The organism is Pseudomonas sp. CCI3.1 (assembly GCF_034313985.1).
GTDB lineage: Bacteria > Pseudomonadota > Gammaproteobacteria > Pseudomonadales > Pseudomonadaceae > Aquipseudomonas > Aquipseudomonas psychrophila.
On the sequence record NZ_JAVIWO010000001.1, the window covers coordinates 4208127 to 4222376 of the forward strand.

Sequence of the window (14250 nt, forward strand, 5' to 3'; positions counted from 1 at the left end):
GGCTTTTTTACTTTTAGCGTCTCAGGTCATCCCAAGAAGCATCGTCTTAGTGGCTAGGTAGTTTCTGATCAGTGGGCGTTGTCTCTGTCATTTCTTACAGTAGGCAACCCCCCCATCCAAGCGCGTAATCACTCTCAAGGGAGTCAGTCACTGACTCAAAGTCCTCGGTTTTCTGGCCACTGCCGTGGTGGATGTCTGGGGGTATTTCCTGTCAATGCGGGTGTAAACAGCTTGAGGTTATGGTCATGGCGAGCAAAGAAACTTCCGGACAATCTGAAACCACGCAAGCCACTGCCAGTTCGAGCGATGACCTGACGTCCTCTCTCACCGAAGAAGGCGAGCCGCCGATTGAAGTGATACCTGTAGGTGATGATCCGCCCATTGACGATAAGCCAGTGATCGGCGACGAACCACCGGTGGACCAAGAGTCCGAAGGGTATACCGCTGAGCGCGAAGCCTTGCGCGTACTTCACGAACGGATCACCGAGTTAGGTTTTGATTCCGTGTTCGAGCTGATGCGCGAGGGTCCCGCGCTGGTGCGGGCAAAAATCCTTAGCCGAACGCCGCAAGTCATGGACCCAGTGCAGGTGGATGAGCTGTTTGACCAGGCTCAAGCCCGCGCCGCCGGACTGACTCGGCTCTATGCCCAGTTGTGCGCGCGAAGCAACCCGGCGTTGCAGGCACTCACCAAACTGGAGCCGCCCGAAGACCCCAACGGGATACATCGCTCGATCGGCGGTAGCGGCAATTATGAGGCCTGGTTCAAGCAAACCAGCGCCACCGGGTTCGCCCATCCGGACTCGGTGGGTTCGTTGTTTTCCCCGGCCAGCTATCTGACGGATCTGTATCGCGCGGCCAAGCCCTTGCATCCGTCTACTAGCGGTCTGCAATTGAACCTGCGGCGCCCTGATCTGGCCCCGCTGCTGCTGAGCGACGCCAACCTGAACGAAGAAATCAGCACGCTGGCATTGACCCTGGAGGTGCTGGAAGCCGGGGTTACCGGAAATGTTGACGAGTTGCTGCGTACCTCGGTTTACCCAATGAACCTGCCTTATAACCATGCCAGCGAACAGATCCTGCAGGGGATGGCCGCCCGCAAAAGTAGCCCGGCTGAACTCTGGTCGGTGCTGGGGGATTTCGAAGGCCAGGCACTGAAACACGAGACCAATCTGCTCGCCTGGAGCAGCAGGATGCCGGTGAACCATGCGCGTGATGCGCTGGGGATGTCGCCCGAGCTGGCAACCATCTTGACTCAAGCTCAAAACACCAGCGAGGCCGGTGTTATGCGCTATTTTGGGTTAACAAGACTGAACGAAATGGAATATGCCTCGGGCCTGCAGGCAGCGCTTCAGGTTCCAGTGGACGTGATTGTTTCGGCACTCGGTAGTGGGCCTTTCTTCAGTCTCTCGGCTCCCGAAATAGTCTTGCCCCAGACCTACGCCGCCCGCTACATCAATGGCTGGACAGACGGCACGCCGTCCCCGGCCAAGCCCTTGTACTGGTATGTAGGTGCCGCGGTCGGTCATCCGGTACCTGCGCCGACCAATAGCCCTCCGAGCAGTGGCTTTTACAACCGCAACGGTCGGGCCATTGAACGCCTGAACCGCATCTTTCGCTTGCATCGCCATGTGAAGCAACTGTCTTTCGAAGAACTGGACTGGCTGGTTTGCCAGGCCAGTGACACTATTTCCGTTCACCCCCTGACACAGCCTCTGCAAGCGCTTGCGGTATACCTGCCGCTGCGTCAACGCTATGCCATGGCGGTCGACAGTTTTGCCGCGTGCCTGGGCTTGCTCAACACCTTCCATGGCGCCGGCCAGTCTTCGTTCTTTACTTCCTTGTTTGGCGATGAAGACCTGATCGACCTTGCCAATATCGACTTTCAGCAAGCCACCCAGAACCCGCCTTCCCTGAGCGCACGGGCCCGACTGTGCCAAGGGCTGAAGATCGACGATGCCACGTTGATCGTGCTGGCCCAGTTTCTACCGACCATGGACACTAACAAGGTGCTGCCGGTGCTGGGGCTGGAGCAGATTTCGGCGCTTTACCGGCTGGTGGCGATACCTCGGGTATTTGGCCTGAGCGTGGTTGAGGCTTTGCACTTCTGGGATGAGTTGGCCGACCCCGATGCCATTGTCCGGGCACTGGCCCAGCCACAACCCAACCAGGTCGCCCTCGGCGTGCTGATACGCACCGGCTATCTGGTGGACTGGATGCGCAACGCCAAGCTCGAGCCCCAGCAGCTCATGGCTCTGACCAGCCGTCGCTATCCGGTGCAGGCCACCCCCGAGCTACAGGTCTTTATCGAAAATATCTACAGCACCCTGAGCGGACGGGCAGTGGTCGAAGCCGCCTTGCAGGCGACAGAAGACGCGGTGCTGCGCACCCAACTGGCGCGTCATATCGGTGCCGAGTTCAACCTTAAGCCCAACATTGCCACGGCCGCCCTGGTCTGGGTCGACGCTGTGGCCGAAGAAATGACATCGACCCTGCAAGGCTACAACCTGCTGAGTTTCTGGGCTGACATCGAGCGTGTCGGCCTGGGGGTGGCCACGCTGGATGAACTGCCCCAAGCCGTGCAATACGCCTACCTGATGCGCCAGTTCGCCCAGGCCTGCCATTGGGCCCAGCTGGGCGAGCAGGACCTGGACGTGCTGCTGCCTGCAGGCGTGGGCAAACCTTCAGCGCTGACGGGCGAATTGAATGCCCCAGCCTTGACCCTGGAGCTGTTGCTGCTGTTGTCACGCTATCGTAAATGGCAACAGGTGTTGGTCGTCGAGGTGGCCGAGGCTCGAACATTCCTTCTGCGCGCGGCAGCGCAGGATCCAGCGCTGACACTGGAAGTGGCCGCGCAACAGCTCAGCGACCTGCACGGCTGGGACCTGACGCAAACCCTTGTGTTGATGAACGCCAGCGTGCCACGCAGTTTTGCGGCACTGCTGCCCCTGCTGCACACCATGCAATTAAGCCAGCGCCTTGGCGTGTCCCCGACGGACATGTCGTGGGTCGCCAAGTTGACTGGAACCGCCGTTGTTGATCAGGCCACGCTCACCGTGATCGCCGCCAAAATCATTGGCGCCGCACACGCCTAACCGGGAGAACCGCTATGAACGAGAAATTATTGGCCGGTCTTAACGAATCCCGGCGTGATGCTTTGGTGCCTTATTACCTTAAGCATGTAATCCCCCTTCGAGGTCTGGGCGCACTGGCGGCCAAGATCACGACTGCCGAGGATCTTTATGAATACCTGCTGCTCGATCCGAATGTGTCCGGGCAGATCAAAACCAGCCGCATTGCCGAAGCCGTGGCCAGTGCCCAGTTGTACTTGCACCGCTGCCGCGAACAGCTGGAACCGAATCTGGATCTGCCCGCGATGCAACAAGCCTCCAACGAGACCGGTTTTTTCAGTCGCTGGAACGCCTATAACAAACGTTATGCCTCCTGGGCTGGCTTGCAACGGCTGATGTATTACCCGGCCAGTTATATCGACCCTGAGTTGCGGTACAGCAAGACTCAATTATTTGAAGAACTGGAAACCGCCATCAACCAGGGGCGAATCACCGACGAGCGCGTGGAGCAGGCCTTCACCCAGTATGTGAGTGGCCTGCGCAAAGTGCTGGATATTCGTTATGACAGTGGTTATCAGGTCGAACCCGCAAGCAGTAAGGGGGAGGCGTATTTCCTGGGCAGTATTCCCGGTACACCCGGTGAATATTATTGGCGCCGTGTGGACAAGACCGATCATGGCACCAATGCCAAAGTGCGCAATATTGCGTCGTGGAGCCAATGGCTCAAGATTGATGCGCCGCTGCAGCCGATGCCTAACACCGTGCCGTCGATTGTGTACTTCGCCAATCGCTTGCATGTCGTGTGCGTGCATGAATATTCCGCCGGCGGCACGGCAACTGATAACGACGGGGTCACTGAAGCTCACGCAACGATGGTGCAGGAACTGCAGATTGCTACCCTCAAGCCCTCCGGGCAATGGAGCCTGCGCGCCTGGCCTTTAACCAATAATCCCTCTAAGGTTTTTGCGGCTGAATTACGGCGTGCTGCCCCTACGACGATTGAGCCGGAGTTGGGTGTGTTTGTTGAAACCCCTACGGGGATTAGTTTGTATCGCTTCAGCAAACTTTTACAGATGATCGACTCACCCGGGGGGGGTGTAACATTAAACTTTACATACAAGAATTTAAGCTTTGGAAGTTATATTGATATTCTTGTGCGTCAGCCCTTGCTCTTTACATCTGCCATTCCAGCCAATCAGTTTTCGGCGACTAGTTCGTTTGTATTCTCCTACTCAAATACTTATGGGTTTGCCTATTATGGGGATGTCGTGTTTGTCAATGTGGGGGGGAATCTAAGAATTTCAATAAATTCAAAAGCCAGTAATAACACGACTGGGTGGTTCGCCATTAAGGTTTTGCATGGGGGTGAGGTGCACTTTTCCCAGGATTGTAATACGACGCCTAGCTTGAAAACTTTTATTATGAATACGTCTGTATCGTTTGCTGATTTTGTACGGGATCATTCTTATGTTGTAGAGTTTTATAACTATGTATATAGAGCCAATATGGTTGTAGCGAGGAGCGCTCATGACACACCGGCCGTAATAACCAACTATGACACCTTAGCCAACTTGTGGATTCCTACCGCCTTCAACAGCGCTGGCCGCACCCAAATGCTCTACACGAAGCCTGGTAACCATAAGGAATACGTGCTCACCACACTGGCCGGACCTTTGCTGGAACAAAAAATGCTAGTGGGGGTAGATGCCCTGCTGTCGTGGGATGTGCAGCAGATGTTTATCGATCCGGCTGGGTACGAAGGCGCAACAATCAATCGCAAAATCAGTTTCGAGAGTGGGGTGGGTCTGTACACCTGGGAGCTGTTCTTCCACGCACCCTTCTTGATTGCCAATCGTCTACTGGCTGAACAGCGCTTCGATGAGGCCGATCGCTGGTTCAGGCGCCTGTTCGATCCGGCGGGTTATCGAAACGCTGCTGGCGTACTGCAAATGATCAGCGGTAAGCCGCGCTACTGCAATGTACGGCCGCTGCAAGAGGATTTGACGTGGGGCCCTTCTTCTCCGGTCGATACTGATGACCCGGACGTGATCGCCACTGCCGACCCCATGAATTACAAGCTGGCTGTGTTTTTGCGCGAGCTGGAGCTGTTGGCGGCACGTGGGGACCAGTTGTATCGCCAGCAAACCCGCGACAGTTTGAGCGAGGCCAAAATGTGGTACGTGCAGGCCCTGCAATTGCTGGGTAAGCGTCCGGAACTGCCCTTGGCGCTGGCGTGGAATGCGCCGACGCTTGAGGCTGCCAGTAGCGCATCCAACCTGCGGCTACTGGAGCTGGAACAATGGGTGGAGGAGGAATCAGCGCTGCTGCCACCCGCTTCAACACGGCAGATCATGGTGGCTAATGGGCCGTTCCGGCCGCCGGTGGACAGTGCGGTGCTGGCTTACTGGGATCGTTTTGAGGGGCGGCTTTATAACCTGCGTCGTCATCTGTCCATCGACGGTCAGCCGTTGGCGTTGGAGTTGTTCGAGACCCCCGTGGATCCCAAAGCGCTGCAGCTGGCTCGTTTGGCTGGCGATGGCGCGGGTGGCATGCAGGCCGGGGGCGCCCCGGTTCTGTGGCCGCAACGCTTTATGGTGTTGCTGGAGCGTGCGCGCAATGCTGTGCAGCAGGTGATCCAGTTCGGCGCCAATCTGCAAGGCGTGCTGGAGCGACGCGATGCGGATGCATTAAACGTGTTGCAACAAACCCAGCAAGGCGGCTTGCTGGCCCTGATGGGCGAAGCCCATGGGGCCAATTTGGCCGCGTTGCGACACACACTGTCGGGCCTGCAAGGCACCCAGGCCGCGACCCTGGCGCGCCAGCAACATTACGACGTGCTGTTTTCGGAGAATATTTCCGCCAGTGAGCAGCGTGCGATGGACCTGCGCAGTGAGGCGGTGTTTCTTGAAACCACCTCTGGGGTGCTACGCCTCACCGCAGGTGGGCTTAATCTGCTGCCCAATGTCGCGGGCATGGCAGTCGGATGGGGTGAGGTCGGTGGCCTGGTCGATGCCTTCAGTGATGTGTTACGCCTGACGTCAAATGCGAAGCAGGGCGAAGCCGTCAAGCTGGACAGCTCCGAGCAGTACCGTCGCCGGCTTCAAGAGTGGGACTTGCAGCGTGATCAGGCACGGCGTGAGGGCGAGTTGATCACGACCCAGATCGCGGCGCTCAACGAACAAATCGCGATGGCTGAAAAACAACGCCAACAAACTGAAATGGAACAGGCCTACAACGATGCGGTGCTCGAAGTGCTGAACACCCGCTTCACCGGTCAGGCACTGTTCAATTGGCAGGCTGCGCGTATGTCCACTTTGTACTATCAACTCTACGATACGGTGTCTTCGCTGTGTACACAGGCCCAGACCAGCTTGCGCTGGGAAACCCAGGACACTCGAAACTACCTGCGCCCAGGCAACTGGAGTGATCTGTATCAGGGGCTGCTGGCCGGCGAAAGCCAGTTGTTGAGCTTGCAGCAAATGGAGGCGGCTTACTTGAGTTGGGATCAGCGTGCTTTGCAGGTGCGCAAAACAGCTTCGTTGCGCACCCTTGACCCGCAACTGATCGACACCATTCGCCAACTGGTGACGCCCGATAGCCTGGCTGTCGTGGATCGCATAAAAACCGAACTGCCCGTCGAGGCCGTTGTGGACAGCGACAACAATCTGGTCGTGACCTTCAAGCTGCAGAGCCTGAGTATTCTGGACGACTATCCAGCGAGCCTTAACCTTGGGAGCCGCCGTTTGATCAAGAGCCTGAGCATTTCGTTGCCGGCGCTGTTGGGGCCTTACGAAAACGTGCAGGCGGTGTTGCGCTACAACAGCGCGCATCAGTTGGCCAGTGGCTGCAGCGCAGTGGCGTTGTCCCATGGTCTGGATGACAGCGGGCAGTTCATGCTGGACTTCAACGATGGTCAGTACCTGCCCTTTGAAGGGTTGCCAGTCGACCAAGGAGAGTTTTCACTGGTGTTCCCACATGCCCGAGGCGGCCAGCAGGCAATGTTGCTCAGTTTGAACGACATTATTCTGCATGTGAGTTACACGATCCGTTGAGCGTACGCAGTGTGGAGCAGTGTAGAGACTCTGTGTGGGAGCGAGCAGGCTCGTTCCCACATGGGGCAGTCAGTGCAAGCGCACCCATACACTGACCAGTACCGTGGCGGCCATCAGCCAGGCCACTGCGGCCAGTGCCAATGAGGCCTCAAGCCGCATGCGGTCCACCAGCACATAGAGGGTTGCCAGGTAGACGAAGTAAGGAATGATCGACCACATGCCAAAGACAATGGTGGTTTTAAGGTCGTCCACCGAGCGGCCTTTACCGACGATGTAATGCGCAATCAGGGCAAAGGTCGGGAACAACGGGACCAAACCCGCGATGTAGTAATTTTTGGTCTTGGCCAGCATCGCGAGAATGATCACGACGCCAGCGCCCAAAGCCGCTTTGAGAATCAAATCCATCAGTGAGCGATCCCGTATTTTTTGACTTTGTCGAACAGGGTGGTCTTGGCCATGCCCAGCTCCAGGCTGGCTTGGGTCAGGTTGCCGCCGCTGCGTTGCAACGCGTCATTGAGCAGGTTGCGCTCGAACGCCTCAACCGCCTCGGAAAACCCCAGCCCCTGTGCCGCGCTGCCTCCGGACTTTTTAAAGGCCGGCAGGCCCAGGGCGAAACGCTCGGCCACGTTGCGCAGTTCACGCACGTTGCCCGGCCAGTCATGGCTCATCAGGCTGGACACGGTCTGGTTGTCCAGTTCAGGGGCGGCTCGGTCGAAACGCAGGGACGATTGCTGCAAGAAGTACTCGAACAACTGCAGGATATCTTCGCGGCGCTCGCGCAGGGGCGGCAGTTCAAGGGTGACGACGTTCAGGCGGTAATACAGGTCGCTACGGAACTGGCTGGCTTTGCTCAGTTGATCGAGGTCGGACTTGGTGGCCGCGATTACACGGCAATCCACGTCGATGCTCTGGTTGGAACCCAGGCGCTCCAGGGTGCGTTCCTGCAATACCCGCAGCAGCTTGATTTGCAGGTTGATCGGCATGCTCTCGACTTCGTCGAGAAACAGTGTGCCGCCATCGGCGTGTTCGATTTTGCCAATGCGGCGTTTGCCTGCACCGGTGAAGGCGTTGGCTTCGTGGCCGAAAATCTCGCTTTCAAACAGGTTTTCCGGCAAACCGCCGCAGTTAAGTGCCACAAACTGCTGGGGATGGCGTCGGCTGAAGTCGTGCAGACATCGGGCGACCAACTCTTTGCCTGTGCCCGTTTCGCCTTCAATCAATACGTTCGCTGAGGTATCGGCGACGTTGGCAATCAATTCACGCAACTGCTGCATGGCAGGCGAGCGCCCGATGATCCGCCCTTCGAGGGAGTCGCGTTCGGCCAGCTGGCGACGCAGCGACCAGACTTCCCGGGCCAGGCTACGTTGTTCCAGCGCACGGCGGGCCACATCCACCAGCCGCTCCGGGGAAAAGGGTTTTTCCATAAAGTCATAGGCGCCGTCGCGCATGGCGCCCACCGCCATGGAAATATCGCCATGGCCTGTGATGAGTACCACCGGCAGGCTGCGGTCGCGGGCCTTGAGACGCTTGAGCAATTCCAGGCCATCGATCCCGGGCAAGCGAATGTCACTGATGACGATGCCGGGGAAGTTGTCGCCTACCAACGCCAGCGCCTGCTCGGCACTGCTGACGCCTTCGCTGCGAATGTCCTCGAGTGCCAGTGCCTGTTGGCATCCGAGCAGGACGTGGGGATCGTCTTCAACGATCAGGACGGTCAGGTCGTTATTCATATCGGCTCGGCCTTGGCGGATTGCACCAGCGGTAAAAGAAGGACAAATGCGACACCACCACTGACCGGGAACTCGACGCTGAGGTTGCCGCCAGCGGCTGCGGCCAGGCTGGCTGACAGGGTCAAGCCCAGGCCCAGGCCCTGTTCGCCGGGTTTGGTGGTGAAGAACGGTTCGAAGAGATGTTTGCGGGCTTCGGGGTCGATCCCGGGGCCGTTATCGCGGACTCGAAGGCGATATTTGCTGTCATTGAACTCGCCCTCTAGCCAAAGCTGTGGCGATGCTGTGTGACCCTGCATGGCGTCCAGTGCGTTACCGATCAGGTTGACCAGAATTTGTTCCAGTCGGGTCTGGTCAATCTTCAGTGCCACATCATTGAGCTCTCGATGAAGCTGCACGCCGGATTCTTCCATGCGGCTGGCGAGCAGCTGCAGGGCCGCGTCGACAGCCTTGCCCAGGCTGGCCTGGCCCTGGTCATCGCCACGGCGTGCAAACGAACGCAGGTTGGCGGTGATGCGGCCCATGCGATCGACCAGGTTGTTGATGGTGCTCAAATTGTCGGCGGCGACCTTGAGGTCTCCGCGCTCAAGAAAGCGCACGGTATTGCCTGACAGTGTGCGCAATGCTGCAAGGGGCTGATTCAGTTCATGGGCAATGCTGGTGGACATCTGCCCGATGGCCGCCAGTTTACCTGCCTGTACCAGTTCATCCTGGGCCCGACGCAAGGTGTCTTCAGCCTGGCGTCGTTCTCGGATCTGGCCTTTGAGCCGTTCGTTGCTGGCCCGCAAGTGGGTGGTGCGCTCGGTAATCTTGCGTTCCAGCTGGTTGTTGGCTTCTTGCAGGGCTTCGCGAGCCGCCAGCCGGGTGGCTATCACTTTGCGCCGTTCATTCCAGGCAATCAGTAGAAACGCCAGCAAGGCAAAGGCAACAGCAACCAACGTCCCCTGATTCGCGGCTTCACGGCGCAGATCTTGTAATGGCGAAAGCAGGGTGATGTCCCAGGGCGTGTCATTAAGCTTGCGGGTTTGCGCCAGATAGCTGACTTCCTGTTGGTCGGTAACGACCTGATTGTTATTGGCAAAGGTGACTTTTTCTACCCCGGTCGCCAGGTTTTCGCGCTCCAGAGGTTCCAGTTCATTAAGCGGCCACCAGTAGTATTGAAGGCTGCGTGCCAGTCGCTCCTTGGTTTCGGGGCTGAGTGGGCGGATTGATTTAAGGCGTCTGGTGGGATCGCTGGACAGAATGATGATGCCGTTCTCGTCGCTCACATAGGCTTCGAGGCGAGCGCGTTGCCAGCGTTCTTCAAGGGCTTCGAGGCGGACCTTGATCACAGCGACGCCAATGATCTTGCCTTGTTCTTCGAGGCCGTGAGCCAGGTAGTAGCCGGGTTCACCCGAGGTGCTGCCAATCCCGTAGAAACGCCCCGGCTGGCCGCGCACAGCGTCCTGGAAGTAGGCGCGAAATGACAGGTCTTCACCCAGATAGCTGTCGGTATCACGCCAGTTACTGGTAGCCATCACGCGGCCAGTAGTGTCGAGCACATAGATCGCCCGGCTGCGGCTGCGGCGGTTAAGGCCTTCAAGGTACTGATTGACGGCGACCCGGTTCTGCACGCTCGGATCAGCCAGCAAGCGGGAAACACTGGATTCCAGTTCCAGCAGGCTGGGCAGGTAGGTGTATTTGCCCAGTTCGCTTTCAACGGTACGGGCGTGGAGCTCAAGCTGGCGTTCGCCGGTTTCGCTCAGCGTGCGAATACCGAAGTGTTCACTGATGCGATAGCCCGCGTAACCCAGGCCGATCGTCATCAGGATGATCAGCAACGGCAGCAGGAAATGGCGGAGTAGACGAGGTTTCACGGCAAGTGAGGGCGGAGCACCGCGATAAAGAGTGGGGTCGCATTTCATCACAGATGCCTTGGGTCAACCACTGCGCAAAGGGGGTTGCGAGACCCGTAGTCGCTGCCGCAGGCTGCGAAGAATACCCTGTGGTATCCAGAAAACGGGGGCTGTGGCCCCCTTCGCAGCCTTCGGCAGCGACTACAGGTATTTGGTTTGCACCAAATTTAGTGCTGCAGGATCTTGGCGAGGAAGTGCTGGGCACGCTCGGAGCGGGCAGATACATCGCCGAAGAACTCTTCTTTTTCGCAGTCTTCGACGATTTTGCCTTGGTCCATAAAGATCACACGGTCGGCTACCTTGCGTGCAAAACCCATTTCGTGGGTTACACACATCATGGTCATGCCTTCGTTGGCCAGTTGCACCATCACGTCGAGTACTTCGTTAACCATTTCCGGGTCGAGCGCCGAGGTCGGTTCGTCAAACAGCATGACGATCGGATCCATGGCCAAGGCTCGGGCAATGGCCACACGCTGTTGCTGACCACCGGACAACTGGCCTGGGTGTTTATGGGCATGGGCCGACAGACCGACCCGCTCCAGCAGTTCGAGGCCTTTTTTAGTGGCTTCGGCCTTGCTGCGACCCAGCACCTTGACCTGAGCAATGGTCAGGTTTTCGGTGATGGTCATGTGCGGGAACAGTTCGAAATGCTGGAACACCATGCCAACCCGCGAACGCAGTTTTGGCAGGTTGGTCTTCGGGTCGGCAATGGATGTGCCGTCAACGCTAATGTCGCCTTTCTGGAACGGTTCAAGGGCATTGACGCATTTGATCAGGGTCGACTTGCCCGAGCCGGACGGGCCGCATACCACGACCACTTCGCCCTTTTTGACTTCGGTACTGCAATCGGTCAGTACCTGGAAGTCCCCGTACCACTTGTTGATGTTCTTGATCGAGATCATACGGCAAACCTTTTTTGCAGACGCTTGACCAGCAGCGAGGCGGAAAAGCTGATGATGAAATACACCAGACCGGCGAAGATCAGGAACTCATTGGAGCGGCCGATAATGTCGCCACTGGAGCGCGAGGCATTGAGGAAGTCCACCAGGCCGACGGTATAGACCAGTGAGGTGTCCTGGAACAGGATAATGCTCTGTTGCAGCAGCAATGGAGTCATTTTGCGAAAGGCCTGTGGCAGGATGATCAGGCGCATGGCCTGGCCGTAACTCATGCCCAGTGCTTTGGCTGCACCCATCTGGCCTTTGGGAATGGCCTGTACGCCAGCTCGCACGATTTCGCAAAAGTAGGCAGCTTCGAACATGACGAAGGCCACCAGGCACGACTCAAAAGCGCCGATCGGGGTGTCTTTGCCAGTGATCCAGCGCAGCACGAAAGGCACGGCCAGATAGAACCAGGTGATCACCAGCAGTAGCGGGATCGAGCGGAAGTAGTTCACGTAAGCGCCGGCCAGGTTGGCCATCCACTTGCTTGACGACAAACGCATCAATGCCAGTACTGTGCCCAGGGCCACACCACCGACGACGCCCATGACCATGAGCTTCAAGGTCATGATCATGCCGTTCCACAGGCCTGGCAGGGCAGGGACGATGCCGCTGAAATCGAAGAAGTCCATTATTTACCCCCCAGAGACATCAGGCCGGGCACCGCTACTTTCTTCTCGATCATGCGCATCAGCAACATCAGGCTCATGTTCAGGGTGAAGTAGATCAAGGTTGCCAGGGTGAAGGCTTCAAACAGGTTGGCGGAAAATTCGGCGGTCTGTTTGGTTTGTGCCAGCAGTTCCATCAAGCCGATCAACGAGGCCACGGAGGAGTTCTTGAACACGTTCAGGAACTCGGAGGTGAGCGGTGGAATGATGATCCGGTAGGCTTGCGGCAGCAGCACGTTCCAGTAGATTTGCGACATGCTGAAGCCCATGGCCCGAGCGGCAGCTTCCTGGCCTCGGGGCAGCGCCTCGATACCGGTACGCACCTGCTCGCAAACCCGTGCGGCGGTAAACAGGCCCAGGCACACGACAACGCTCAGGTAGGCCGAGGTAGTCGGGTTGAGGTCTTGTTTGTACCACTCCTGCAAATCAGGTGGCAGCAGATCGGGTACCAGGAAGTACCAGATAAACAGTTGCACCAGCAGTGGAACGTTGCGGAAGATTTCCACGTAAACGGTGGCGATGCCCGCGATGAAACGGTTCGGCAGTGTGCGCATGACGCCCAGCAGCGAACCCAGGATCAAGGCGACAATCCAGGCGACGACAGCGATTGCGATGGTCCAGCCCAATCCGGAAATAAACCAGTCGAGATACGTCTCGCTGCCTACGCCGGTGGACTTGAAGAATACGGTCCAGTCCCAGTTGTAATTCATGCAGGGTCTCCCCTCAGATGGGTCTATAAACAAGCACTTGCTTCAGGGAATCCGTTCTCACCCGACAGTGTCGTCGGGCACACAAAACCCGCTCGATAACTAGCGGTTCGAGTGTTCTCTAATGCAATAAGAAGCTTAGTACAAAGGTGCTCGGCAACTCCCGAGCGTGACGAGTCACGCCCGGGAGTATCAACGTCCAGAAATCAGGATTTCTTTTCTTCTGCTGGTTTGTCGTCTGCCGCTTTGTCGGTCGGATTGGCGATCAGCGCCTTGAGCTCATCGCTCATCGGGAACATCAGGTTCAGGCCTTTTGGAGGAATAGGCGACTGGAACCAGGTGTTGTAGGTGTCGTTGATCTTGCCCGACTTGTAGTAGGCGACGATGGCGTCATCCACTGCTTTCTTGAATTCTGGATCGCCTTTACGAACCATGCAGCCGTAGATTTCGTACGACTGTGGAGTACCGGTAACGGCCCAGTCGGTTGGCTTCTTGGCCTTGGCCATTTCACCGGCCAGCAGGGCGTCGTCCATCATGAAAGCAACAGCGCGGCCCGACTCAAGCATGTTGAACGCTTCGCCGTGGTCTTTTGCCGAGATCACGTTCATGCCCATCTGCTTGTCGGCGTTCATCGCCTTGAGGATGCGCTCTGAGGTGGTGCCCGCGGTGGTTACGACGTTCTTGCCTTTCAGGTCAGCGAAGTCCTTGTAAGGCGAGTCCTTTTTGGACAGCAGGCGGGTGCCGATCTCGAAGATGCCGACCGAGAAGTCGACTTGCTGCTGGCGCTCCACGTTGTTGGTAGTGGAACCGCATTCAACGTCAACGGTGCCGTTCTGTACCAGCGGGATACGGGTCTGGGAGGTGACCAGGTTGTACTTGATCTTGAGGTTCGGCATGTCGAGCTGTTTTTTCAGCCCATCTACGATTGCCAGCTGTACATCGTGGGAGTAGCCAACCGGCTTGCCGGAAGCGTCCGCGATGTAGGAGAACGGAATGGAGGAGTCACGATGCCCAAGGGTGATGGTGCCGGATTCTTTGATTTTCTTCAGTGTGCCGGTCAATTCGGCTGCAAAAACTGGAGTGCTAATCAGAGCTGCAGCAATTGCTGCGCCCAAAAGTTGCGGAACGATGCGCATCGGTGTTTCCTCGACATTGTTTTTTTTATTGAGCCCGTTTGTGGGCCCTTTTGTAC

At 57.5% G+C, this 14250-nt stretch carries 9 protein-coding genes; 2 read left to right on the forward strand and 7 right to left on the reverse strand.

Features of this window, described 5'->3' with window-relative positions; translation table 11 throughout:
• Positions 1-245: 245 nt before the first annotated feature.
• Positions 246-3092: a Tc toxin subunit A gene (locus RGV06_RS19305; RefSeq protein WP_322150922.1), complete on the forward strand. Its 2847-nt coding sequence runs from the start codon at positions 246-248 to the stop codon at positions 3090-3092.
• Positions 3093-3106: 14 nt separating this feature from the next.
• A complete protein-coding gene (locus RGV06_RS19310; RefSeq protein WP_322150924.1) occupies positions 3107-7120 on the forward strand; it encodes a neuraminidase-like domain-containing protein in 4014 nt (1337 codons plus the stop codon).
• 69 nt (positions 7121-7189) lie between these two features.
• Here RGV06_RS19310 and RGV06_RS19315 read toward each other — a convergent pair whose 3' ends face one another.
• From RGV06_RS19315 to RGV06_RS19345, 7 genes are all read right to left on the reverse strand, one after another.
• Positions 7190-7516, reverse strand: a complete 327-nt coding sequence (locus RGV06_RS19315; RefSeq protein ID WP_173667420.1) for a GlpM family protein — start codon at positions 7514-7516, stop codon at positions 7190-7192.
• Positions 7517-7524: 8 nt separating this feature from the next.
• Complete coding sequence (locus RGV06_RS19320; protein WP_019823570.1) at positions 7525-8850, reverse strand: sigma-54-dependent transcriptional regulator; 1326 nt, start codon at positions 8848-8850, stop codon at positions 7525-7527.
• On the reverse strand, positions 8847-10751 hold the full coding sequence (locus RGV06_RS19325; protein WP_322150926.1) for a sensor histidine kinase: 1905 nt from the start codon (positions 10749-10751) through the stop codon (positions 8847-8849). Before RGV06_RS19325 ends, RGV06_RS19320 begins: the two co-directional genes overlap by 4 nt.
• Before the next feature lie 158 nt (positions 10752-10909).
• Entirely contained in the window at positions 10910-11644 is a 735-nt protein-coding gene (locus tag RGV06_RS19330) for an amino acid ABC transporter ATP-binding protein (RefSeq protein WP_048351096.1), read from the reverse strand.
• Entirely contained in the window at positions 11641-12315 is a 675-nt protein-coding gene (locus RGV06_RS19335) for an amino acid ABC transporter permease (protein ID WP_019823564.1), read from the reverse strand. The genes RGV06_RS19330 and RGV06_RS19335 overlap by 4 nt, the downstream gene beginning before the upstream one ends.
• Positions 12315-13061, reverse strand: a complete 747-nt coding sequence (locus RGV06_RS19340; protein WP_019823562.1) for an amino acid ABC transporter permease — start codon at positions 13059-13061, stop codon at positions 12315-12317. The genes RGV06_RS19335 and RGV06_RS19340 overlap by 1 nt, the downstream gene beginning before the upstream one ends.
• A 203-nt stretch (positions 13062-13264) precedes the next feature.
• Positions 13265-14194 carry a glutamate/aspartate ABC transporter substrate-binding protein gene (locus RGV06_RS19345; protein ID WP_322150930.1) on the reverse strand — a complete coding sequence of 310 codons (930 nt, stop codon included), beginning with the start codon at positions 14192-14194 and terminating at the stop codon, positions 13265-13267.
• Between the last annotated feature and the right edge of the window lie 56 nt (positions 14195-14250).

What these genes read in the sequence shown, in the direction of transcription:
- RGV06_RS19310 (WP_322150924.1), top strand. Translation starts at nt 3,107, where the DNA reads ATGAACGAGAAATTATTGGCCGGTCTTAACGAATCCCGGCGTGATGCT.
- RGV06_RS19335 (WP_019823564.1), bottom strand. Translation starts at nt 12,315, where the DNA reads ATGGACTTCTTCGATTTCAGCGGCATCGTCCCTGCCCTGCCAGGCCTG.
- RGV06_RS19320 (WP_019823570.1), bottom strand. Translation starts at nt 8,850, where the DNA reads ATGAATAACGACCTGACCGTCCTGATCGTTGAAGACGATCCCCACGTC.
- RGV06_RS19340 (WP_019823562.1), bottom strand. Translation starts at nt 13,061, where the DNA reads ATGAATTACAACTGGGACTGGACCGTATTCTTCAAGTCCACCGGCGTA.
- RGV06_RS19345 (WP_322150930.1), bottom strand. Translation starts at nt 14,194, where the DNA reads ATGCGCATCGTTCCGCAACTTTTGGGCGCAGCAATTGCTGCAGCTCTG.
- RGV06_RS19305 (WP_322150922.1), top strand. Translation starts at nt 246, where the DNA reads ATGGCGAGCAAAGAAACTTCCGGACAATCTGAAACCACGCAAGCCACT.
- RGV06_RS19325 (WP_322150926.1), bottom strand. Translation starts at nt 10,751, where the DNA reads ATGAAATGCGACCCCACTCTTTATCGCGGTGCTCCGCCCTCACTTGCC.
- RGV06_RS19330 (WP_048351096.1), bottom strand. Translation starts at nt 11,644, where the DNA reads ATGATCTCGATCAAGAACATCAACAAGTGGTACGGGGACTTCCAGGTA.